Annotated in this window: 22 protein-coding genes and 1 other annotated feature; of the genes, 20 read left to right on the forward strand and 2 right to left on the reverse strand. The window is 40.5% G+C overall.

The annotated features are described in order from the left end of the window. Positions 1 to 22: 22 nt before the first annotated feature. From KFQ09_RS15965 to KFQ09_RS15975, 3 genes are all read left to right on the forward strand, one after another. Entirely contained in the window at positions 23 to 895 is an 873-nt protein-coding gene (locus tag KFQ09_RS15965; RefSeq protein WP_182489270.1) for a hypothetical protein, read from the forward strand. A gap of 182 nt (positions 896 to 1,077) precedes the next feature. Further along, complete coding sequence (locus KFQ09_RS15970) at positions 1,078 to 1,398, forward strand: DUF1878 domain-containing protein (protein ID WP_220482483.1); 321 nt, start codon at positions 1,078 to 1,080, stop codon at positions 1,396 to 1,398. A 65-nt stretch (positions 1,399 to 1,463) separates the two neighbouring features. Beyond that, positions 1,464 to 1,820, forward strand: coding sequence for a hypothetical protein (locus tag KFQ09_RS15975; RefSeq protein WP_182489274.1), 357 nt, complete (start codon positions 1,464 to 1,466; stop codon positions 1,818 to 1,820). A gap of 389 nt (positions 1,821 to 2,209) precedes the next feature. On the opposite strand, the gene KFQ09_RS15985 is transcribed toward KFQ09_RS15975, so the two are convergent. Next, entirely contained in the window at positions 2,210 to 2,725 is a 516-nt protein-coding gene (locus KFQ09_RS15985; RefSeq protein ID WP_046527223.1) for a hypothetical protein, read from the reverse strand. A 108-nt stretch (positions 2,726 to 2,833) separates the two neighbouring features. On the opposite strand from KFQ09_RS15985, the gene KFQ09_RS15990 reads away from it, so the two are divergent. From KFQ09_RS15990 to KFQ09_RS16025, 8 genes are all read left to right on the forward strand, one after another. Beyond that, positions 2,834 to 3,013 (forward strand): hypothetical protein, encoded by a 180-nt coding sequence (locus KFQ09_RS15990; RefSeq protein ID WP_017358156.1) that lies wholly within the window; start codon positions 2,834 to 2,836, stop codon positions 3,011 to 3,013. A gap of 757 nt (positions 3,014 to 3,770) precedes the next feature. After that, a complete protein-coding gene (locus KFQ09_RS15995; RefSeq protein WP_240504356.1) occupies positions 3,771 to 5,042 on the forward strand; it encodes a Kelch repeat-containing protein in 1,272 nt (423 codons plus the stop codon). Positions 5,043 to 5,296: 254 nt separating this feature from the next. After that, positions 5,297 to 5,446 (forward strand): teichoic acid D-Ala incorporation-associated protein DltX, encoded by a 150-nt coding sequence (locus KFQ09_RS16000; RefSeq protein ID WP_024427820.1) that lies wholly within the window; start codon positions 5,297 to 5,299, stop codon positions 5,444 to 5,446. Positions 5,447 to 5,460: 14 nt separating this feature from the next. Next, positions 5,461 to 6,966 carry a D-alanine--poly(phosphoribitol) ligase subunit DltA gene (gene dltA, locus KFQ09_RS16005; protein ID WP_255835819.1) on the forward strand — a complete coding sequence of 502 codons (1,506 nt, stop codon included), beginning with the start codon at positions 5,461 to 5,463 and terminating at the stop codon, positions 6,964 to 6,966. After that, positions 6,963 to 8,147 (forward strand): D-alanyl-lipoteichoic acid biosynthesis protein DltB, encoded by a 1,185-nt coding sequence (dltB, locus tag KFQ09_RS16010; RefSeq protein ID WP_017358153.1) that lies wholly within the window; start codon positions 6,963 to 6,965, stop codon positions 8,145 to 8,147. Before dltA ends, dltB begins: the two co-directional genes overlap by 4 nt. A gap of 21 nt (positions 8,148 to 8,168) precedes the next feature. Further along, entirely contained in the window at positions 8,169 to 8,405 is a 237-nt protein-coding gene (dltC, locus tag KFQ09_RS16015; protein ID WP_003216498.1) for a D-alanine--poly(phosphoribitol) ligase subunit 2, read from the forward strand. Continuing rightward, a complete protein-coding gene (dltD, locus tag KFQ09_RS16020) occupies positions 8,405 to 9,571 on the forward strand; it encodes a D-alanyl-lipoteichoic acid biosynthesis protein DltD (protein ID WP_048003354.1) in 1,167 nt (388 codons plus the stop codon). The genes dltC and dltD overlap by 1 nt, the downstream gene beginning before the upstream one ends. Positions 9,572 to 9,666: 95 nt before the next feature. Then, positions 9,667 to 10,086 (forward strand): YkvA family protein, encoded by a 420-nt coding sequence (locus KFQ09_RS16025; protein ID WP_024718417.1) that lies wholly within the window; start codon positions 9,667 to 9,669, stop codon positions 10,084 to 10,086. Between the two features lie 227 nt (positions 10,087 to 10,313). On the opposite strand, the gene KFQ09_RS16030 is transcribed toward KFQ09_RS16025, so the two are convergent. Next, positions 10,314 to 11,357 (reverse strand): lactonase family protein, encoded by a 1,044-nt coding sequence (locus tag KFQ09_RS16030; protein WP_008342861.1) that lies wholly within the window; start codon positions 11,355 to 11,357, stop codon positions 10,314 to 10,316. A 432-nt stretch (positions 11,358 to 11,789) separates the two neighbouring features. On the opposite strand from KFQ09_RS16030, the gene ilvE reads away from it, so the two are divergent. From ilvE to ddcA, 9 genes are all read left to right on the forward strand, one after another. Further along, the gene (gene ilvE, locus KFQ09_RS16035; protein ID WP_008342856.1) at positions 11,790 to 12,704 is read left to right on the forward strand and encodes a branched-chain-amino-acid transaminase; all 915 of its coding nucleotides are present in this window, start codon (positions 11,790 to 11,792) and stop codon (positions 12,702 to 12,704) included. A gap of 8 nt (positions 12,705 to 12,712) precedes the next feature. After that, positions 12,713 to 12,960 (forward strand) — a binding site (T-box leader). 122 nt (positions 12,961 to 13,082) lie between these two features. Further along, entirely contained in the window at positions 13,083 to 14,807 is a 1,725-nt protein-coding gene (ilvB, locus tag KFQ09_RS16040; protein ID WP_008342854.1) for an acetolactate synthase large subunit, read from the forward strand. Then, complete coding sequence (gene ilvN, locus KFQ09_RS16045; RefSeq protein ID WP_007501584.1) at positions 14,804 to 15,322, forward strand: acetolactate synthase small subunit; 519 nt, start codon at positions 14,804 to 14,806, stop codon at positions 15,320 to 15,322. Before ilvB ends, ilvN begins: the two co-directional genes overlap by 4 nt. An 18-nt stretch (positions 15,323 to 15,340) precedes the next feature. Further along, on the forward strand, positions 15,341 to 16,369 hold the full coding sequence (ilvC, locus tag KFQ09_RS16050) for a ketol-acid reductoisomerase (RefSeq protein ID WP_007501581.1): 1,029 nt from the start codon (positions 15,341 to 15,343) through the stop codon (positions 16,367 to 16,369). Next, positions 16,356 to 17,909, forward strand: a complete 1,554-nt coding sequence (locus tag KFQ09_RS16055; protein WP_008342850.1) for a 2-isopropylmalate synthase — start codon at positions 16,356 to 16,358, stop codon at positions 17,907 to 17,909. The genes ilvC and KFQ09_RS16055 overlap by 14 nt, the downstream gene beginning before the upstream one ends. Positions 17,910 to 17,927: 18 nt before the next feature. Next, on the forward strand, positions 17,928 to 19,025 hold the full coding sequence (leuB, locus tag KFQ09_RS16060; RefSeq protein WP_046527131.1) for a 3-isopropylmalate dehydrogenase: 1,098 nt from the start codon (positions 17,928 to 17,930) through the stop codon (positions 19,023 to 19,025). A gap of 42 nt (positions 19,026 to 19,067) precedes the next feature. After that, positions 19,068 to 20,483: a 3-isopropylmalate dehydratase large subunit gene (leuC, locus tag KFQ09_RS16065; protein WP_007501575.1), complete on the forward strand. Its 1,416-nt coding sequence runs from the start codon at positions 19,068 to 19,070 to the stop codon at positions 20,481 to 20,483. A 15-nt stretch (positions 20,484 to 20,498) separates the two neighbouring features. Next, on the forward strand, positions 20,499 to 21,098 hold the full coding sequence (gene leuD / locus KFQ09_RS16070) for a 3-isopropylmalate dehydratase small subunit (protein ID WP_060781249.1): 600 nt from the start codon (positions 20,499 to 20,501) through the stop codon (positions 21,096 to 21,098). Positions 21,099 to 21,221: 123 nt separating this feature from the next. After that, on the forward strand, positions 21,222 to 22,229 hold the full coding sequence (gene ddcA, locus KFQ09_RS16075) for a DNA damage checkpoint antagonist DdcA (protein ID WP_008342841.1): 1,008 nt from the start codon (positions 21,222 to 21,224) through the stop codon (positions 22,227 to 22,229). Positions 22,230 to 22,393: the final 164 nt, after the last annotated feature.

Genomic DNA, 22,393 nt, shown 5'->3' on the forward strand with positions numbered 1-22,393 from the left:
ATGTTCATCTCATTTTAAGGGGGTGTCTGGAAAACAGGAGGGGAAAAGGTTTCAAAGATTCCCTGAGTTGGACACAATAATAGATATGGTTAATTGGTGGATGTTGTGGATAAATTTATATTCTAGTTATATAATATTTTTAAAAAGAGAATGGGGAATTATGGTGTTAGATAAAAAAATAGGCATTGGACATTTAGTATACACTTCTATTATTGCGCTCTTAGTCATTACATTTATATTAGTTTTTTCGTTTGGTGGTAATAAAGATGCCGGAAATCAAGTTAACGTTATGGCTACAGGAATTTCTATAATTCTAGCGGTTATAGCTATTTTAATGACATTAGTTGATGTCGCTGGTCAAAGACAATCAATTATTGATATGAAAGAAGCCGCTGAGAAATTAAAAAAATCTCAACAGTTTTCACAGGAAAATATAACTGAGTTGTTAAAGGCTGTTAAAGAGCTTGATGAATTAAAGTTAGTGGTAACAAATACTGCAAATGATTATAAAAATTATACACATCAAATAATCAATGACTTTGTTAGTAATCAGCAAGGTATACCAAAAGAACAAGTAGATGAAATTATAGAGAAGGTAAATGCAGAATTTTCGAAGTTTGACAATAAAGTCAAGGATTATAACTCAATTGAACAACAGTTAAACCTAGAAAGAAGAACTATACTTAGATTAAAAAAATTTGTTAAAACTTTTTTTAAAGGGGACAGTATTATAGAATCATATGCTTTCCACAAGCGCCTGAAAGAGTATTTTAATCATAGTGAACAGGAATATGTTAAAAACTATTTGCAAAATAGGGCAGCCGAATATATAAATCCGGAAAATGGGATTATGATAATTGATACAAAGGCAATTTTGGGTAGAACTCCAGAGTGATATGATAATGGCACACTTTTGGCACGATCTTGGCAAAGCGTTTTGTCTGAGAGCGGTTATGATGGTATTAGGTGATAAATTGAGAGCGGCTTCCATTGCGGAGGGCGCTTTTCGTTCGACAAAGTTTGCAAATAGTTCCATCTGTTCGTTTCCTGACGATAAAAAGACGGGAGGTGAAAAACATGAATAGTTTAGAAGAGAGACTACAAATGATTGAATTTAGACAAGAATTGCTTTTTAGGAATGACGCTTTCTCAAGGCTGATGTTTGAATATGAAATAACAAAAGCGCAGCAAGATAGGATTTACGATTTAATGGATCTATACAGGAAAAGAATTGGTGATGGAGAAGAAGTTGATCACCGTTCGTTTGAACAAGAAGTTTATGAAATCACACCGCAAAACTCAAATAACTATCAGTTTGTAGAATTCTTTACCAAAGAGTTATTTGAAGCCGATCGTTGGAAAGAAGTGTATGAAGCTTTATATGGTGAAAGCAGCTAAATAAAAAATCTGATTGTAGAAAAAGCATCCTTCGGGGTGCTTTTTATTTTGGGGAGGGACACAACGTGGACAACTCACTCAGGGAACTAATCATTAACACAGCAATTGGACACGCAATAAGGACAGACCAATTGTATAACGGTCTTAAAGCCCTTAATAAAAGGGGATGCATATGGGCAGATGGGGAGATCATCAGGGGGTTAGGAATGCTTGGGTCTTATGGTGTGAGGGATAGGCAAGCTATAGACAGTCTCCTATATGTCAGCCAGACTCTGTCCTATGAAGAAGCTCGATCCTATCTAGCATCATATCAAAGGGAGTACAGGGAGTTTTATGCTGTGCAGAAAGTGGGGCATCTTCATGCCTTTGTTTTGTTTGCAATGATAGATGAGAGAAAAGCTGGTGAATCAGATGCCATCTAAACCATTGAGAGAGTGTAAGCTGCGAGGGTGCAGGGAGTTAACAAGGGATGGTTATTGTCCTGCTCATGCTGATGGTAAGCAGCAGGAAGCGAAGTATTACAACAATCATGTTCGAGATAAACAATCAACAAGTTTTTATAAATCAAGAGAATGGAAACAGACAAGACAACTTGTTCTAATGCGAGAAAATTACCTTTGTCAGAGCTGTTTAAAATAAGATCGTGTCATACCTATTGACATGGTTCATCACATAGTGGAACTAGACTTAAACAAACGCCTAGACTAAACAACCTTGAAAGCATGTGTATATCACGTCTGCATCTGAATATCACGATAGGTAACAATAGTAAACTGAAAAGCCCTTCCATAATAATGAAGGGACTTTTTTGTTATTTAACACGATCGATGTTAGTATCTACTTCCGAGATCCATTTTTTTGTTGTGGTTGTTTTGTATTTGCCATTAACATATATTTTTGTGGTTGCTTGGTATTCAGCTTTAGTATACTTCTTAAGCCATCTATACTTTTGTACTGCTTTTAATTTTATTTCACCTTTTGCCGAGACATAACCAGATACCATCCCAGCAAACGCAGCAGCTGCAGCAGGTCCAAGCTGTAAAGTTGCAGTTAAGTATCTTGTAATATGAAACATCCCATAGGTGGCAGCTGATGCAACTACATAAGAAGGTATAGTGTAATTAGATGAGAATTGTCCGTCCCATTTTGCTCGAGCTTCCAATTCATTGTTTAATAAGTTCTCATTAGTAACATATAGGGAAGGTTCATAGTTTATTTGATTTTTAGAAATCACTTCATTCTGCTGCGCCAATAAAGGAGTGCTGCTGACAGAAAGCATTAACACCAAAGACAAACTAACAAGAAACAAAGATCTAAAGATTTTCATCAACCTTCTTTCTGTAAAAAAATGTAATTTATTTCATTATAATCAAAAAAGTGTTTTAATTCCAACTTTTATGTAATAAAATGTATATGATTTAAACAAAGGGGTGAGATGGCGGTGAAGCATTTTTTAACGGCAATCGTAGTAGCTATCATTGTGGGGATCATTGTTTATGTTGCAGATAATCGTTTAGGTATGTTTCCGTTGATGCTAATTTTAGCGGTTGCGATCTATATTGTAAGCAGAATTAGTGAATCATTGATAAAAAAATACTCCAAAGAAAATAGTTAATTACACAGCCCCTCCCACTGGAAGGGCGTTTTTTAATGAACCTTCATTTTTTCTTCTCTGTATCTCATTCTAATACAACATTAATTAAGACAAGCTTCTTAACAGCCTTACGAATCTCCTGCTCAGTCATCGCAGAGATTAATGTTAAATAGAAAGAACATTCTTTCTCTAACTTAAAAAATTAAGGTGTATAGTAGAAGGAGAATATGAAATGAGTAAGGAGGAATTCTGGGGTGTACAAAATCAAATCAGTGATTGACAAGGGGAGCAGTTCTTTGGCTATAGAGTTGATACTGGAAAAGGGTATTTTATAGAAGAGCATGCTTTGAGATTTATACTTTCCGAACATGATTACATATATGATGCACTTGAAGAGAAATTTGAGAAATGTTATGAGGATACAAGAAGCTAGTTAGTCACGCGCTTTCAGGAGAAACCTGATTTAGAGATCTTTTCTATTGGTTTTGGGGACAGTGTGTATCAAAGCTTTTGAGGGCTGGATGAAAACGTGGAACTTGTTTGCCTTGTGACGGATTTTTTAATAACGGACTGAGAAGAAACCCATGAATCATGGGTTTTTTTGATGGAGGAATACAAAAATATGAATTGATTCTAATGAGGAAGTCTAATTTTGGAAATTTATAGGCGCATTGGGGAAGCAGTAAGTAAATAAGTAATAAATATATATATAAGTAACAAAAACATGAAAAAAATAAATAACTATCCGATATTTGTTGTGTAAACAAATTGAAGGAGTGTGGTTATCTTGAAAAAATGGTTTTTTATTTTCATTTTATTATTTTCTGCATTAAGTTATCCATTACAATCAATAAAAGCAGAAACGCTTGAATGGGAAAAACGAGAAGAGCTACCAGATGCAAGAGTAGGAGCTGTAAGTGAAGTATATGATGGGAAAATCTATGTAATAGGTGGAACGGGTCCAAGTAAGGCATATTCTAATACTACTTATGTATATGATCCGAAGTTAGATAAATGGTCAGAAAAAGCTGGTATGAAAACAGGCCGTATGGGTGCTGCCAGTGTAATAGTAGATGAACGTATATATGTAATGGGTGGTAGAACAGAACAAGGATCCACAAATAGCGTAGAAGTTTATAATATCAAAACGGATACATGGGAGAATTCAGAAGACCTTCCATTTGAATTGAAGATATCTGCATATAATTTATACGCTGGTGTTATAGATAATAAAATCTATGTTGTTGGTTATAATAGTTCGTTAAAGCCAGAGAGGTACAATAATACATTTAGTTACGATACAAAAACAAAGGAATGGACAAAAAAGAAAAAATTCACCAATGAGGCTACTGCTGGAAATGCTGTGGTTGTAAAAAATAAACTCTATGTTTTAGCTGGATCAGAATTAATAGGTCCAAAAACGTTTGAGTACGATCCATTATTAGATCAGTGGACAGTTTTAGGATCGGGAGCAATTGCACCTTATCATGATGCATTAAATTTTGAGGATTATATTATAAGAACAGGTGGAACTTCTAGAGTTACACTCTTTGATATAGAAGCTATGAAATCGAAAACTATACCTAACACTTCTGCACCTTATCGAATGGGACATGTATCAGCACTTGTTGATGATACACTCTATGTAATTGGAGGAGTTGAACAAAGTTCAAGTGCCCCTACTAACGCTAGAGCAAATTTCAAATCTAATTTATCTATCTCATTAAAGAGTCTTAAAAACACTGAAACTGAACCACCTGGTGACAAAGACCCAGAACCAACCACACCACCAAAAGACGATACAACAGATGAAGACGGCGATGCTCTTCTCATCATCACAATGGTCAATGGTTTGCAAAAGGAGTATGACCTTTCAATGAAAGAAGTCAACGCCTTCCTATCCTGGTACAAAAAACGTGATGCTGGCGAAGGTCCTGGGTTTTATGAAATTGACGAGCATGACAACAACAAAGGTCCTTTTGAAAGTAAAAAGGACTATGTGGTATTCAACAACATTCTCATGTTCGAAGTGAATAAATATAAAAAGTAAATAACATCAAAGCCATCTAGTCAAACTAGGTGGCTTTTACGTTTGTTCGACAGTTTTCATCAATTTTAAGGCAAATTTAAGCTTCCATTTCATTTCAATTACATTAAATCTTTGTTACAATAAGACAGCTTTGCCCGAAGACACGTTCATACTTTGGACATCTTTTTTTCATCAATTCTTAAAATTTTTATGTTTTGATATGAAACTCTTTTGATGATCCATGCGTCTTTATAAGTGTCAAAAGAAAAGAGGTTATCAATATGCTATTCAAAAAGCTATCAGAAAATAAGTCTGTAAAATGGATAGGATATACAAGCTTTTACTTACTTATTTTGCTATTATTGTTCTTTATTTACGGATTCCATACAGCAAATACGGGATCATTCATTTACAACGATTTTTAATTGGAGATTAAACTATGAAACTATTACACACGATTCATGAATACCAACAAACGAAACCGACACAGCCAGCATTTGTTTCTCAACATGCTTCGATCACATATGATGAGCTTTGGCGTCTATCAGACCAAATGGCTGGTGCGATCGATACAGTCGCAACTGACAGTGCACCTGTCATTGTCTACGGTCATATGGAGCCAGAGATGCTGATTTCTTTCTTAGGCAGTGTGAAATCAGGCAGACCTTATATTCCGGTCGATATCTCAATACCTGTCGAGCGCATCGTCTCAATCATTGAAAGCTCAAAAGCCAGTCTATTGATTTGTGCAAATGAGCAGAATGTATTAGATGTAGAAGAACACATTGAAGTGAAGAGTGCGGCATCGCTTTTAGCACTTGAAAAAGAAGCACCGCCATCCACGCAGTGGGTTCAACAAAATGATGTTTTCTACATTATTTATACGTCTGGCAGTACCGGAAAACCGAAAGGCGTTCAGGTAACAGCCAATAATTTAGAAAGTTTTACAGAGTGGATGTGCCGCGATTTCCCAATTGGTGAGGGGCGCACGTTCTTAAATCAAGCACCGTTTTCTTTTGACTTATCAGTGATGGATCTCTATCCAGCGCTTCAATCAGGCGGCACGCTTTACTGTTTAGTGAAAGATCTTGTGAATAAGCCGAAGGATATGTTTGCAGCGCTTGGTCAATCTGACGTTGAAGTATGGACATCCACACCTTCCTTTGTGCAAATGTGCTTAATGGACCCATCCTTTACAGGGGAGCTTTTACCAGAGCTGAAAGTTTTCTTGTTCTGCGGTGAGGCGCTTCCTGTAGCTGTAGCAAGTGCGCTTCTTGAGCGTTTTCCTAAGGCGCAGGTCTTTAATACGTATGGTCCAACTGAAGCAACTGTTGCGATTACATCGATTGGAGTCACGCAGGAGATTCTTGATCAGCACGATTCTTTACCAGTCGGTTATGCCAAACCGGATACAGATATCGTCATTTTAGATGAAGAAGGCAAGACACTGCCTGATGGGGAAAAAGGGGAAATTGTCATCGTGGGGCCAAGCGTCACAAAAGGCTACTTAGGTGAACAAGCCTTAACGGATAAAGTGTTCTTTGAATACGAAGGACGTCCTGCTTACCGCACAGGTGATGCAGGTGTGGCGCAGGATGGTTTGATTACGTGCCACGGTCGTCTGGACTATCAAATTAAGCTACATGGATACCGGATGGAGCTTGAAGAAATTGAATATCATGTGAGCGAGACAACGTATGTCAATGCTTGTGTGATTGTGCCATTCCAGCCAAACGGGCATGTGGAGTACTTAATTGCAGCCATTGTCCCAACTGAACATTCCTTTGAAAAAGAATATCAGCTGACAAGTGCGATTAAGAAAGAAATGGCGGATTCACTGCCTGCGTACATGATTCCAAGAAAGTTTGTCTATCTTGAGCAGTTGTACATGACGCCAAACGGGAAGGTTGACCGTAAAAGAATCGCGAAAGAGGTTCTTCTATGATTCCGTTTAGTTCATTCTTTTTCTTCATTCTAATTGGTATTCTTCTTTTGCCGACGATGATTCTTGGTCTTCGCGGCAAAAGAATGCAGGGCTACAACATGTTTGCAACGGTTGTGGCACTTGCGCTTATTTTCTCAAAGGATGCACATGGCGCTTTGCTGCTGTTCTTGTTTACAGTGTGGCAAGTCTTGATTATCCGCCTATACCTTGCGTACCGGTTGAAGGCGAACAAGGCGTCTGTCTTCTATATGGCAGTGGTGGCATCGATTTTGCCGCTTGTGCTATCAAAGATTTTACCGTTCTTTTTAACTCATCAGCCGCATCAACCGCCGCCAATGAACTGGCTGAGCTTTTTGGGGATCTCGTACTTAACATTTAAAGGTGTTCAGTTAATTATCGAGACAAGAGACGGCTTGATTAAAAAGAAAATCCCGATTCACCGTTTGGTTTATTTCATCGTCTTTTTCCCGACGATTTCATCAGGTCCAATCGATCGTTACCGCCGGTTTGAAAAGGATATGGATACACCGCCTGAAAAAGAAGCGTACAGTGACCTTCTATATGCAGGGATTCATAAAATTTTTATCGGGTTCTTATATAAGTTCATTATTGGTTATCTCATTCACACGTATATTCTCATGAATATTCATCACATTAGCAGCAGTCACTTTGTTCAACAGTTAACGTATATGTATGCGTACAGTATGTATTTGTTCTTTGACTTTGCTGGATATACAGCATTTGCTGTAGGTGTGAGTTATATCATGGGCATTAAATCACCAGAAAACTTTAATAAACCGTTTATCAGCCGTAATATTAAAGACTTCTGGAATCGCTGGCACATGTCGCTATCCTTTTGGTTCAGAGATTATGTGTTTATGAGATTTGTGTTCTTTATGACAAAGAAGAAGTGGATCAAGAACCGGATGGCTGTATCAAATATTGGGTACTTTGTCCTCTTTCTATTGATGGGTGCTTGGCATGGTCTCGCCCTTCAATACATTATTTACGGACTATACCATGCAGTTGTGATGTCCGGTTACAATTTATTTGAGAAGTGGAATAAAAAGCACAAGTGGTGGCCGGATAATAAGGTCACAATGGTTGTGTCGATCATTATTACATTCCATGTGATTTGTTTCGGATTTTATATTTTTTCAGGAAAACCATTTCATCATTAATGATTAAGGGAGTAGAAAATTATGGAATTTAAAAATCAAGTATACGGTATTATTGCAGAGGTTTGTCAGGACGACGTTGTGAAAGAAAATCCAGAGATTGCAATTTTTGACGAAGGTCTTTTAGATTCATTTGGTACAGTAGAACTACTTATGGCAATTGAAAGTCAACTTGGAATTACTGTTCCGATTACAGAGTTTGATCGTGATGTGTGGGATACACCGAATCACATTGCTGAGCAGCTGGCAGAGATGAAGTAATGAAAAAGCGTTTTTTTGGGCCGCTTATTTTAGCGGCTGTTCTATTCATTGGTGTTCTTCTTGTACCAAATGCATGGCTCTCACATCTGATCCCAAAAGACAAATTACAAAAGTCAGCCACAGAATTAGATCCAGGGATGTTCCAAGGGCTTTATTTACAAGATGAAATGCTAAAAGATCCAACTTATTTGCCGATCTATGGATCTTCTGAACTATCACGTTTTGATCCATATCACCCTTCGAATTTCTTTCATGAAAATCCTCAAGGGTTTACACCTTATCTTGTTGGAAAAGGTGGATCGCAATCATTAATTCATGCCATGAACTTTGCAGCGCATATGGATGAATTAAAAGGGAAAAAGCTTGTGTTTATCGTGTCCCCGCAGTGGTTTGTCAAAGGGGGATCAGACGAGAATCACTTTGCTCCTAACTATTCAGCGCTTCAGGCGCTTGATCTTGCTTATAATAAAGAAATTGATCCAGCTGTGAAAAAAGAGCTCATCAAAAGGATCATGAAGTTTAAGGCAGTAAAGAACGACATGGTCATCACAGAGCTTTTTAAAGCAGAGCTTTCTGGGAACAAATTCGCTTATGGCGCGATTTCTCCTATTGCAAAAATGTATTATGGCATGCTTCAAAAGAAAGACATGTACTATACGATCGGGTCTGGGCATGAGCGCAAGCATCGTCCGTCTCCTTCAGTGAAAGGGAAAACATGGACTGAGCTTGAAAAAGAAGCGAGCGTCTTAGGATCTGAAAAAGCAGGGGACAACCCGTTTTATATTGATCAGAGACTGTTTGATCGTAAGCTGAAGCCGATCATGAAAAAGATGAAGGATTCTCGTCGTGACAATTCTTATGCAGCATCACCTGAATATAAAGATTTCCAGATCATGCTGGATATTTTAAAACAGGCAGGGGCGAAGCCTTTATTCGTGACGATTCCCGTCAACGGAAAATGGTATGATTACACTGGTTTTCCGAAAGAGGGGCGTACAGATTATTATCAAAAAATCAATCGTCAAATTCGAGATAATGGGTATGAAGTCGCAGATTTGACTTCGCATGAGTATGATCCATATTTCTTTAAGGATACGATTCATGTGTCGTATAAAGGATGGGTATACATCGATAAGGCGATCGAAAAGTTTTACAAAGAGCAGTAGATTGCAGCAGCTTTCTGCTGCTTTTTGTTTGTCGAATGAGTGGATTTCTTGTATAAATAAGGTGGAAGGGCTATGCTGAATATGGAGGCGATACGATGAATCGTTCTGAGAAAAAAGAACTATTAAAGCGTTCAAAGAAGCATTTTAATGATCAAGCCTTTTGGGAAAAGTTGAAAAAGACGGCACAAAAAGCTGGAGTTTCTCTTGTCTATGCTGTGCTATTACTTTATTATACATTGCAAAAACCCGAAGTACCGGTTAAAGCGAAGACCCTCATCATTGGGGCGCTAGGGTACTTTATCCTTCCGATTGACCTGATCCCTGATACATTGGTGGGGATCGGCTACACAGATGATCTAGGCGCCATCACATTTGCTCTGCTTCAAGTCGCGATGTACATTGATGACGATGTCAAAGGGAAAGCGAAAGACAGGCTTGGAAAATGGTTCGGTGAAAAAAGCGATACGTCTTTCATTGATCAAAAGCTTGAAGATGGCGGTATGCCGTCTGCTTAAAGAAAAGCCTCCTAAACGGAGGCTTCAGCGTGTAGACAAACCCTCGCATTCTTTGTCAGTCCTGCGCTTCGGTGCTCACGAATGTCAAATTCGCTCCGCTCCGGTGCTCGTTCTTCCTAGACTTCAAGGGTTTTCAACTACGCTGAAAAAAAGACAAAGGGCTAAAATAAAGTTCATTTTAGCCCTTTGTCAACAATCTATAGCCTCCTAAACGGAGGTTTTTTTCATTATCCTAAAAATTTCACGCAAACCGGATGCGGAACGGTGATGTCTGATTGTAAGACAGTGAGTCGTCCCGTTTCTTTGTCACGTTTGTATAACACAAGGTTGCTAGATTCTTGGTTTGAGCCGACGAGAAATTCTTCTGTTGGATCAAGGACAAAGTCTCTAGGCCAATTTCCTTCAGAAGAAGCAATTTCAACGAGGCTTAGTTTGCCGTCATGATCTGCTTTGAAAATGGCAATGCTGTCATGTCCACGATTTCCTGCATACACAAATTGACCGTCAGAAGACACATGAATGGCGCTGCCTTGATTATTCTCTGTGAAGTCATTAGGAATGGTTGCGATCGTTTGGATCTCTTCGAAATGACCATCTTCAAAGTAACGAAGTACAATGACCTCTGAGCTGAGCTCTGTCATGACATAGGCCACAGGTTTCGTTGGGTGGAATGTGATATGACGAGGGCCGCTGCCTGGTTTTGTTTCAAATGTATGGGCAAGCTCAAGTTTGCCGTTTTCTTTCTTATACGTATAAATTCCGTCTGTGCCAAGGTCAACAGCTACTGCAAATTGTTCATCAGGTGTCAAACCCATAAAGTGAGTGTGCGGTTTTTCTTGACGGTCTTCGTTTGGTCCAGTGCCTTCATGTTGCGCCTGTGACAGCGTGCGGATCACTGAGCCGTTTTCAGCATCAATTTCGTACATCTCTGCTGTTCCTTTATGATAGTTTGCCGTAAACGCCGTTTTCGTTTGGCTATCCACGCTGACGTGACAAGGAGAAGCCCCATCGGCAAGCTCTTGGTTGATGAAACGAAGTGCGCCGGTGTCGGCATCAATTTGATACGCAGCAAGACCGCCCTGTGCTCCTTCTTTCACAACAGCATACACAAACTTTTGAGAATCTGAGACAGTTAAATATGTAGGATTTTCAAGTTCTGCAGCCACTTCTACTTGTTCAATCTGCTGCTTGTCCGTATTTAAAGTAAAAGAATAGATTCCTTTGCTGTCTCCCTTTGTATACGTTCCGATATAACCTCTGATGTTAGCCATGTATTGCCCTCCTTCTATTAGATGCTCTCATTCTATCACAAATTCATAGGAAAACGCTTTAGAAAGGCATGCTGAAGGAAAAAACAAACGCAATGAAATCTCACAATATTCTTCAAAAACCGTGTGAAAAAATATTACAAAAGCTTGTTCAAAAGAAAACCGTTCATGTAGAGTAAATAAATTGAAGAAAAAATACAAAAAATTTTAAGTTTTTTCATTCCTTGTCTAGCAAAGGTGTAAGCGTATACATTTTATTTTGATTAGTCTAAATTGTCTAATAATTTTAAAAATGCTGTTGACACTGTATGGAAAGCGGCGTAAGATGGGTTCAACAAAAGCAAACAGACACGCAGAGTAAGCGTGAGACACTTCAATATAAAGTGTCTGAAAATTCAACTACTTTTTGTTTGAAAGAGAGGGTGCTCACTGAAGATGGAAGACCAAAAGGAACAGTGGATCTTTTTAAACGATGAACTCGTGAAAAAAGAGGATGCGAAAATTTCAGTTTATGATCATGGCTTCTTATATGGTGACGGTGTGTTCGAAGGAATACGTGTATATAACGGAAATATCTTTCGAATGAAAGAACACTTAGATCGCCTGTATGATTCCGCTAGATCCATTATGCTGAACATTCCATATTCACTTGAGGAGCTCACTGAAAAAATGATTCATACAGTTGAAAGGAACGGCCTAAAAGATGCCTATATCCGCCTTGTTGTCTCAAGAGGAGCCGGTGATCTTGGCTTAGATCCAAACAACTGCGGGAGAGCCAACACAGTGATCATTGTAGAGCCGCTGGCCATCTTTCCAAAGCACCTATATGAAACAGGTATTGATATTGTGACAGTACCGACAAGGCGAAATCGTCCTGACGTACTAAGTCCAAAAGTGAAATCATTAAACTATTTGAATAACATTCTTGTCCGAATCGAAGCCCATATGGCCGGTGTGAGTGAAGCGCTGATGCTGAACGATCAAGGGTACGTGGCAGAAGGTTCTGCAGACAATGTGTTTATTTATAAAAAAGGTAAGCTCTATACACCGCCAGGTTATATCGGCGCTCTTGAAGGCATCACAAGAAATGCCATCATGGAGATTGCAGAAGACTTAGGCTACGAAGTGAAAGAAGAACCTTTCACAAGACATGATGTGTATACAGCTGAAGAAGTCTTCCTGACAGGAACCGCTGCCGAAGTCATCGCTGTTGTAAAAGTTGACGGCCGTATCATTGGCGAAGGAAAGCCAGGGTTCCACACAAACAAACTTCTTGAACAATTCCGCAAGCGAGTCGTTGAAGAAGGAGAAAAAGTAGTCTTTACCGATGAGAACATTCACGCAAGCTAAATAGATATCGATAAACGTTGAAGAGGACTAGTAGCTTTAGAGTCAGTATCTACAGAGAGCCGGTGCTAGCTGGAAACCGGTGTTACTTTCTAAAGTGAACTCACCTCTGAGTGTCTGCTTGAAATGATAGTAGGGCAGACCGAGTGACATTGCATCACTCGTTACCAAAATGGATGAAAGATGTCCATGAGACGGCAGCATGATTTGCCGTGAACAAGGGTGGTACCGCGAAAAACAAAGCTTTTTCGCCCCTTTGACCTAGTGAAAAGTAGTGTCATTGTGGGGTGAGAAGGCTTTTTTATATGGTCTCATATCTCTATCTTGAATGGAAAAGGGTGAAAGGACTTGACTGAAGCAAGACAAAGAGGAGGAAATCAAATGGGGACAAATGTACAAATGGAGACGGAAAAATCAAATGCACCACAAACGATGAACGGTGCACTCATGTTAATTGAAGCACTCAAAAGAGAAAAAGTAGAAGTCATTTTTGGTTATCCTGGCGGAGCCGTTTTACCAATCTACGATAAAATTTACGATTCTGGTTTATTTCATGTTCTGCCAAGACATGAGCAAGGAGCGATTCACGCAGCGGAGGGATACGCAAGAGTATCTGGTAAACCAGGCGTTGTTATTGCCACATCAGGACCGGGGGCAACAAACCTAGTCACAGGAATTGCAGATGCGATGATTGATTCACTACCTATGGTTATCTTCACTGGACAGGTGGCAACCTCAGTCATTGGATCAGATGCATTCCAAGAAGCAGATGTACTTGGTATCACAATGCCAATCACAAAACACAGCTATCAAGTGAGACGTCCAGAAGAGTTACCGGGTGTCATTAAAGAGGCATTTCACATCGCAACAACCGGCAGACCTGGTCCAGTCTTGATTGATATTCCAAAAGATGTCGCTGGTATTGAAGGAACATTTGAATACGATCAGCCAATCGATTTGCCTGGTTATCAGCCGAAAATTGAGCCGAATTATTTGCAAATTCGCAAGTTAGTAGAAGCTGTAAGTAGAGCAAAGAAACCAGTTATTCTAGCAGGAGCTGGCGTTCTTCATGGCAAAGCGTCGGAAGAATTAAGGCAATATGTAGAGCAGCAGCAAATCCCTGTCGCTCATACATTGCTTGGGCTTGGCGGATTCCCAGCAAAGCATCCTCTTTTCCTAGGAATGGCGGGTATGCACGGCACATATGCAGCGAACATGGCACTACATCAATGTGACTTACTCATTTCAATCGGAGCGAGATTTGATGACAGGGTTACCGGCAACCTCAATCATTTTGCAAAGCATGCGAAGGTGGCTCACATTGACATCGACCCAGCGGAAATTGGTAAAAACATTCACACCCATATCCCAGTTGTTGGTGACAGTAAGCTAGTGCTTCAAGAACTGATCAAGCAGGATGGGAAACAAGGTGAATCAGACGAGTGGAAGAGCCAGCTAAATCAGTGGAAGGAAGAATATCCACTCTGGTATGTCGAAAACGAAGCTGAAGGCTTTAAGCCTCAAAAGCTGATCGAATACATTCATCAATTTACAAAAGGTGAAGCCATTGTGGCAACCGATGTTGGGCAGCACCAAATGTGGGCTGCACAGTTCTATCCATTTGAAAATGCCGATAAATGGGTGACATCTGGTGGGCTTGGCACAATGGGATTTGGTTTACCGGCAGCGATTGGCGCGCAGCTAGCTGATCAAGAGGCAACGGTTGTGGCGATTTTAGGAGACGGAGGTTTCCAAATGACCCTGCAAGAACTTGCCGTTATCCGTGAGCTGAACCTTCCAGTGAAAGTGATTGTTCTCAATAATCACAGTCTTGGAATGGTAAGACAATGGCAAGAAATTTTTTACGAAGAACGCTACTCACATTCTAAATTTTCAGAGCAGCCAGACTTCGTTAAATTATCTGAAGCTTATGGCATTAAAGGGATCAGAATCTCATCAGACGAAGAGGCGCAAGAAAAGCTAGAAGAAGCATTAACGTCTAGAGAGCCTGTTTTCATCGATGTCAATGTAGCGAGAGATGAGAAAGTATTCCCGATGGTAGCACCGGGGAAAGGACTTCATGAGATGGTGGGGGTGAAACCTTGAAAAGAATTATTGTGTTGACTGTATTAAATCGATCAGGCGTACTGAACAGAATCACAGGCCTTTTTACGAAAAGACACTACAACATTGAAAGCATTACGGTCGGCCATTCTGAGATTCAAGATGTATCACGCATCACGTTCGTCGTCCATGTAGACCAGGAGAAAGACATCGAACAGCTGACAAAACAGCTGAACAAACAAATCGATGTCCTCAAAGTAACGGATATTACAAACCAATCAATCGTTCAGCGAGAGCTGGCTTTGATAAAAGTCGTATCTGCACCAGCATCTAGAATGGAGATCACTGGGGTCATTGAACCTTTTAGAGCTTCTATTGTAGATGTGAGCAGAGAGAGTGTCGTCATTCAGGTGACAGGTGAGTCTTCAAAAATTGAAGCACTCATTGAACTACTTAAGCCATACGGCATTAAAGAAGTCGCCAGAACTGGCACCACGGCCTTTGCGAGAGATAATCAGCAAAAGCCGCAAACAAATAAAACAATTTCAATTGTCTAAACAAAAGGAGAGAGTCAAATGGTAAAAGTATATTATAACGGTGATATTCAAGAAAACGTATTAAACGGTCAAAAGGTAGCTATCATTGGTTACGGATCACAAGGTCATGCACATGCATTGAACTTAAAAGAGAGCGGCGTAGATGTCATTGTCGGCGTAAGAAAAGGCGGATCTTATACAAAAGCACAAGAAGACGGTCATCAAGTATTCACAGTAAAAGAAGCAGCAGCACAAGCAGATGTCGTCATGGTATTACTTCCAGATGAGCAGCAAAAGAAAGTATATGACGAAGAAATCAAAGATCAATTAGAAGCTGGCAACTCTCTTGTATTCGCACACGGATTCAACGTTCACTTCCATCAAATTGTTCCTCCAAGTGACGTAGATGTGTATCTTGTGGCTCCAAAAGGTCCAGGACATCTTGTCAGAAGAACATATGAGCAAGGCGCTGGTGTACCTGCACTATTTGCTATCTATCAAGACGTATCTGGTCAAGCGAAAGACAAAGCACTTGCTTATGCAAAAGCAATCGGCGGAGCAAGAGCGGGCGTTCTTGAAACAACATTTAAAGAAGAAACAGAAACGGATCTATTCGGTGAGCAGGCAGTTCTTTGTGGAGGTCTTACTTCATTAGTAAAAGCAGGTTTTGAAACATTAACAGAAGCTGGTTATCAGCCAGAGCTTGCATACTTCGAGTGTCTGCATGAACTGAAATTGATCGTTGACCTTATGTATGAAGAAGGATTAGAAGGTATGAGATATTCAATCTCTGATACAGCGCAATGGGGTGACTTCGTATCAGGACCACGCGTTGTGGATGCAAAAGTAAAAGAATCAATGAAAGCAGTCTTGACTGACATCCAAAACGGAACATTCGCGAAAGAATGGATTGTTGAAAACCAAGTGAATCGTCCACGTTTCAATGCGATCAATGCAAATGAAAATGAGCACCAAATTGAAATCGTCGGAAGAAAGCTTCGTGAAATGATGCCTTTCGTTAAACAAGGAAAGAAAAAGGAAGCGGTGAGCGTCGGTGCGAAAAATTAATTTTTTTGACACAACACTTCGAGATGGAGAGCAATCACCAGGAGTGAACTTAAATGCACAAGAAAAGCTAATCATTGCTAAGCAGCTTGAGCGCCTTGGGGTTAATATCATTGAAGCGGGTTTTCCCGCTTCATCCCGAGGGGATTTCTTAGGCGTACAAGAAATTGCAAGAACGATTAAGAACTGTTCAGTTGCAGGACTTGCACGATGTGTGAAAGGTGACATTGATGCTGCATGGGACGCATTAAAAGATGGAGCTCAACCAAGAATACACGTCTTTATTGCGACTTCTGACATTCACCTCAAGCATAAACTAAAGAAAACACGAGAAGAAGTGGTTGAACAAGCTGTTTCAATGGTGAAATATGCGAAAGAGCGCTTCCCAGTTGTTCAGTGGTCAGCAGAAGATGCATGCCGGACAGATCTTTCTTTCCTAGCAGAAATTGTAGAAAAAGTGATCGACGCAGGCGCAAGTGTCATTAACTTACCTGACACTGTTGGATACCTAGCACCAAAAGAGTACGGAAATATCTTTAAATATATGAAGGAACACGTTCCAAATATCGATCAAGTCATCTTGTCAGCACACTGTCATGATGATTTAGGAATGGCTGTAGCGAACTCACTTGCTGCCATTGAAAACGGAGCAGATCAAATTGAAACAGCTGTCAACGGTATTGGAGAGCGCGCAGGAAATGCTGCTTTAGAAGAAATTGCAGTTGCCCTTCATATTCGCAAAGACTTTTACCAAGTCGAATCAACCATTCAGTTGAATGAAATTAAGCGCACAAGTGATGTAGTGAGCAAATACTCAGGTATGATTGTACCGCGTAATAAAGCAGTCGTTGGAAACAATGCATTTGCCCATGAATCAGGTATTCACCAAGATGGATTCCTCAAAGAAAAAACAACCTATGAAATTATCTCTCCAGAGCTTGTAGGCGTCACAACAGATGTGCTTGTCCTTGGTAAACACTCCGGAAGACACGCGTTTAAAGACCGCTTAAAAACACTCGGCTTTAAATTGACTGAAGAAGAAATCAATAAGTTCTTCGAAACTTTTAAGAACTTAACAGAGAAGAAGAAAGAAATCACAGATGATGATTTGATCTCTATTATATTAGAAGAAAAAGTAGCAGACCGGAAAATTGGCTATGAATTTGAAAGTCTTCAAGTTCATTATGGGACAGAGCAAATGCCGACAGCAACAGTCTCTCTTAAAAATCAAGAAACGCAGGAAGTCATTCAAGAAGCAGCTACAGGTGCAGGCAGTGTAGAAGCTGTGTACAACACGCTTGAGCGCTGTATGGAGGAAAGAATTCATTTGCTAGACTATCGTATTCAATCAAATGGAAAAGGCAGAGACGCACTAGCGGAAGTATATGTCACTGTTTCAATAGAAGGAAAAGAAACAGCAGGACGCGGTGTAGCGCAAGATGTGCTGGAAGCATCGGCTAAAGCTTACGTCAATGCAGTGAATAGACATTTAATCTTTAAATCAAACCTAATAGAAATTGAGAAACATCACGCCATCTCATAAGAAAGGAGGAAGGGACTCATGAAAAAGAAAATTGCACTTTTGCCCGGCGATGGAATCGGACCGGAAGTCGTCACATCAGCCGTCGCTGTCCTGAAAGAGACAGCGGCTCAATTTCAACACGAATTTGAATTCGAAACAGCTCTCATTGGCGGTATAGCGATAGATGAAAAAAACAATCCGCTCCCTAAAGAAACAGTAGAAGTTTGCAAAAGCGCAGATGCGATTTTATTAGGAGCCGTTGGCGGACCAAAGTGGGATCAAAACCCGCCAGAACTTCGCCCAGAAAAAGGCTTGCTCTCCATTCGCAAGCAGCTGGACTTATTTGCGAACATCCGTCCTGTCAAAGTATTTGATAGCTTGAGTGAGGCTTCACCGTTAAAACAAGATCACATTAGCGGAGTAGATTTCGTCATCGTTCGTGAATTAACTGGAGGCCTCTACTTTGGCGAACCAAGTGAGCGCTACACGGATGATGAAGGAAAAGAAGCTGCGGTTGATACACTTCTTTATACAAAGGAAGAGATTGTTCGTGTATTAAAAGAAGCGTTCGACATGGCGTTAACGAGACGGAAAAAAGTAACGTCTGTGGATAAAGCAAATGTTCTCGCTTCGAGTAAACTATGGCGGGATGCGGTAGAAGAAGTTGCATCACAATATCCAGATGTCGCATATGAGCACATGCTCGTCGATAATGCCGCGATGCAGCTGATTTATAAGCCCGCTCAATTTGATGTCATCGTGACAGAGAATATGTTTGGTGACATTTTAAGTGACGAAGCATCTATGATTACTGGCTCACTCGGCATGCTGCCATCTGCTAGTTTATCAAGCACCGGCCTTCATTTATATGAGCCGATTCATGGTTCAGCACCCGATATTGCGGGGCAAAATGTCGCAAACCCTCTGGCTACTATATTGTCAGCAGCCAGCTTGCTTAGAACATCCTTTGCTTTAGAAGAAGAATCGGCCGCAATTGAAGCAGCTGTGGAAGCCGTCCTTGCCTCTGGCAAACGAACAAAGGACCTAGCATCAAAAGAGGGAACGTATGAAACGACTGATGATATCACGAAAGCCGTTGTAGATGCACTCAAACAACGGGCGAAAACCATTGTATAAATAGAAATCTTGTTGAATTAGGTAGAGGGAGGAAAAAGGGTTATGCCTCGAACAATCATCGAAAAAATATGGGATCAGCATGTTGTCAAAAATGGCGAGGGAAAACCAGACCTTTTATATATTGATCTGCACTTGGTGCATGAGGTGACGTCACCTCAAGCATTTGAAGGATTAAGACAAAAAGGGCGCAAGGTGCGAAGACCACAAAACACATTTGCGACGATGGATCACAACATTCCGACTGTGAATCGATTTGTGATCAAAGATGAGATTGCGAAGAAGCAAGTCAGTGCTCTAGAGCGCAACTGTGCTGAATTTGGGGTCCGTCTAGCTGACCTTCACAGTGTAGACCAAGGAATCGTTCATGTCGTTGGACCAGAGCTTGGTTTAACACTTCCGGGGAAAACAATCGTGTGTGGAGATAGTCATACATCTACTCATGGCGCATTTGGTGCACTTGCCTTTGGGATTGGCACAAGTGAGGTTGAGCATGTGCTTTCCACACAAACACTTTGGCAGCAGCGTCCGAAGACACTAGAAATTAGAGTAGACGGAACGCTTCAAAAAGGGGTAACAGCCAAAGATGTCATTTTAGCAGTCATTGGTGCACATGGCGTGAAGTTCGGTTCAGGTTATGTCATTGAATACACTGGGGAAGTATTCAGAAACATGTCAATGGATGAGCGGATGACCGTTTGTAATATGTCAATTGAAGCAGGCGCAAGAGCAGGATTGATCGCACCTGATGAAGTGACCTTTGAATATTGCCGCGGACGCAAATACGCACCGCAGGGTGAAGATTTTGAAGCAGCGATCAAAGAATGGAAAGAACTAAGAACAGATCCGGGTGCGACCTATGATAAAACCATTGTTTTAGATGGAAATCATATTTCACCAATGGTCACGTGGGGAATTAACCCAGGAATGGTGCTCCCTGTGGATGCGGCAATTCCAGGACCTGAAGATTTTGCACAAGAAGATGACCAAAAAGAAGCAAAACGTGCTTATGAATACATGGGGGTTCACCCGCATCAGCGTATTGAAGATATTACGATTGAGCATGTGTTTATTGGCTCATGTACGAACTCAAGAATGACTGATTTACGCCAAGCCGCTTCTATGATTGAAGGACAAAAAGTAGCTGATCATGTCAGAGCGATTGTGGTTCCTGGCTCACAAAGTGTCAAACTGCAAGCAGAAGAAGAAGGTCTTCATGAAATTTTCCTAGAAGCAGGATTTGAATGGAGAGAATCTGGCTGTAGTATGTGTCTCAGCATGAATAACGATGTGGTGCCAGAAGGTGAACGCTGTGCATCTACATCAAACCGTAACTTTGAGGGACGTCAAGGGAAGGGTGCAAGAACGCATCTTGTCAGCCCGGCAATGGCTGCAATGGCTGCCATACATGGCCGATTTGTCGATGTCAGGAAGTTTAATCAAGAGAAAACAGTCGTGTAAGGAGTTGTGTCATAGATGGAGCCTTTAGTCACTCATAAAGGAAAAGCCGCTGTGCTTAACCGTATAAATGTAGATACAGATCAAATCATTCCGAAACAGTTTTTGAAAAGAATCGAACGAACAGGATATGGCCGATTTGCCTTTTTTGATTGGCGATATTTAGCAGATGGCAGTCCAAATCCAGATTTTGAGCTCAATCAGCCGATTTATGAAGGAGCCTCTATTTTGATCGCAGGCGAAAACTTTGGCTGCGGGTCATCAAGGGAACACGCGCCTTGGGCACTTGATGATTATGGTTTCAAAATTGTCATTGCCCCATCTTTCGCCGATATTTTTCATCAAAACTGTTTTAAAAACGGGATGCTTCCAATCCGCCTTGATTATGATGTGTGGAAAACGTTTGCTGCATCATATGAAAACAAAGGATATGAAATGACAGTTGATCTGGAAAAACAACAGATTCAAGACCATGAAGGGAATGTTACTCCTTTCGATGTAGATCCACACTGGAGAGAAATGCTCCTGAATGGCTATGATGAGATTTCATTAACATTGTTACTAGAAGATGAGATTCAGGCATTTGAAGAGAAACGTAGCAACTGGCTGCGTGCATAAACAACGAGAAGCCGTCCCCGTGGTGTGACGGCTTCTTTTTTGCATGAAAACCTCTCGTTACTTGTGTTTACTAACCTTCGTTGGTAAACTGATAAAAAATATGCGCCCGAAAGGAACGTAAGCATGAAACATGACAAGAAGAAAGATAATGTCATTTTGTTTCCTGGTCTGAAAGAAAGACTGATTGAAAAAGGAATGGCAGCATTAAAAGATAAACAGTATCAAGAGGCGCTTCACTTATTTTCAGAAGCGAAATCGTATGATGACGATGAAGAATCCGATATTCATCTCGGTATGGCGATTTGTTTTCTAGAGCTTGGTGAGCTGCAGGATGCAAAGCGAGTCTGTGAAAAGATGCTACATGAAGGATATGGACACTATTTCACTGTGCTTCAAGTATATATGACCATCTTAATTCAGCTGAAAGAGTACGAGGAAGTCAAACAAACAATTGAGGCTGTCCTTGAAGAAAATCACCTTCCAGCAGAAAGCGCGGAGCATTTTTATAAACTGCTTGAATTTAGCAGAAAGATGATTGAATCACCAGAAGAGATTTTAGACGAAGACGAGGAAGGCAGCGGAGAAATCAATATAGATGAAATGCTCGAGCGGCCAGAAGAGCAGGTGCAGTTCATCCATTCGCTGAAAGACCGAAACATCACGCCGCATATGGGTCTATTAAATACGATCCTACAAAAGCCTGATGGAAACCCTTTGGTCAAATCATTGATCCTGCAACTTCTGTCAGATCATGATGTGGCAAAGCCGGTTCATGTGACGAAGTTCGGTGATTCTTTAACGCTTGTTCCTTCTGAGGCTGTCAAGCCAGAGCAAATGCCACTGCTTCAGCAAGTCCTTCGAAAGCTCGATGACACACTCGGCAATGAGAACCCAACCCTTTACCAAGGAGTTGAAGAGTTATGGCGCCGGCACTTATTTGTGCTATATCCATTTCTTCCTAAATATACGGATCCGAATCTTTGGGCTGCGGCACTTCATAAAGTCGGCTATGAAATGCATGGTATCGAGATTGACCTCGAAGAATTGCATTTATTGTATGATTTTAACGAACGAGAGCTGAGAGAAGCTTGTACAATGCTGAAAGATATTGAAGAAATTTCTTATTTGTAATTTGTCGATTTAGTTGAAAGACGGACTTGTTATGTTATAATATAATGGTTGTATTTGTGCATATATCGTGCGGTTGTAAGATTCCAACGGTTGAAAGACGTTATGTATAATCAAGTCAAATGTTGTATACATAAGACCGCTTCTTTAGCGGAGTGCGTGGTTTT

The sequence above is a fragment of the Bacillus sp. FS02 genome (assembly GCF_024398395.1).
GTDB classification, from domain to species: Bacteria; Bacillota; Bacilli; order Bacillales; family Bacillaceae; genus Bacillus; species Bacillus altitudinis.

What these genes read in the sequence shown, in the direction of transcription:
- KFQ09_RS15970 (WP_220482483.1), top strand. Translation starts at nt 1,078, where the DNA reads ATGAATAGTTTAGAAGAGAGACTACAAATGATTGAATTTAGACAAGAA.
- leuB (WP_046527131.1), top strand. Translation starts at nt 17,928, where the DNA reads ATGAAAAAGAAAATTGCACTTTTGCCCGGCGATGGAATCGGACCGGAA.
- leuC (WP_007501575.1), top strand. Translation starts at nt 19,068, where the DNA reads ATGCCTCGAACAATCATCGAAAAAATATGGGATCAGCATGTTGTCAAA.
- KFQ09_RS16025 (WP_024718417.1), top strand. Translation starts at nt 9,667, where the DNA reads ATGAATCGTTCTGAGAAAAAAGAACTATTAAAGCGTTCAAAGAAGCAT.
- KFQ09_RS15985 (WP_046527223.1), bottom strand. Translation starts at nt 2,725, where the DNA reads ATGAAAATCTTTAGATCTTTGTTTCTTGTTAGTTTGTCTTTGGTGTTA.
- dltB (WP_017358153.1), top strand. Translation starts at nt 6,963, where the DNA reads ATGATTCCGTTTAGTTCATTCTTTTTCTTCATTCTAATTGGTATTCTT.
- dltA (WP_255835819.1), top strand. Translation starts at nt 5,461, where the DNA reads ATGAAACTATTACACACGATTCATGAATACCAACAAACGAAACCGACA.
- dltC (WP_003216498.1), top strand. Translation starts at nt 8,169, where the DNA reads ATGGAATTTAAAAATCAAGTATACGGTATTATTGCAGAGGTTTGTCAG.
- leuD (WP_060781249.1), top strand. Translation starts at nt 20,499, where the DNA reads ATGGAGCCTTTAGTCACTCATAAAGGAAAAGCCGCTGTGCTTAACCGT.
- KFQ09_RS16030 (WP_008342861.1), bottom strand. Translation starts at nt 11,357, where the DNA reads ATGGCTAACATCAGAGGTTATATCGGAACGTATACAAAGGGAGACAGC.
- dltD (WP_048003354.1), top strand. Translation starts at nt 8,405, where the DNA reads ATGAAAAAGCGTTTTTTTGGGCCGCTTATTTTAGCGGCTGTTCTATTC.
- ilvB (WP_008342854.1), top strand. Translation starts at nt 13,083, where the DNA reads ATGGGGACAAATGTACAAATGGAGACGGAAAAATCAAATGCACCACAA.
- ilvE (WP_008342856.1), top strand. Translation starts at nt 11,790, where the DNA reads ATGGAAGACCAAAAGGAACAGTGGATCTTTTTAAACGATGAACTCGTG.
- ilvC (WP_007501581.1), top strand. Translation starts at nt 15,341, where the DNA reads ATGGTAAAAGTATATTATAACGGTGATATTCAAGAAAACGTATTAAAC.
- ddcA (WP_008342841.1), top strand. Translation starts at nt 21,222, where the DNA reads ATGAAACATGACAAGAAGAAAGATAATGTCATTTTGTTTCCTGGTCTG.
- KFQ09_RS15990 (WP_017358156.1), top strand. Translation starts at nt 2,834, where the DNA reads ATGGCGGTGAAGCATTTTTTAACGGCAATCGTAGTAGCTATCATTGTG.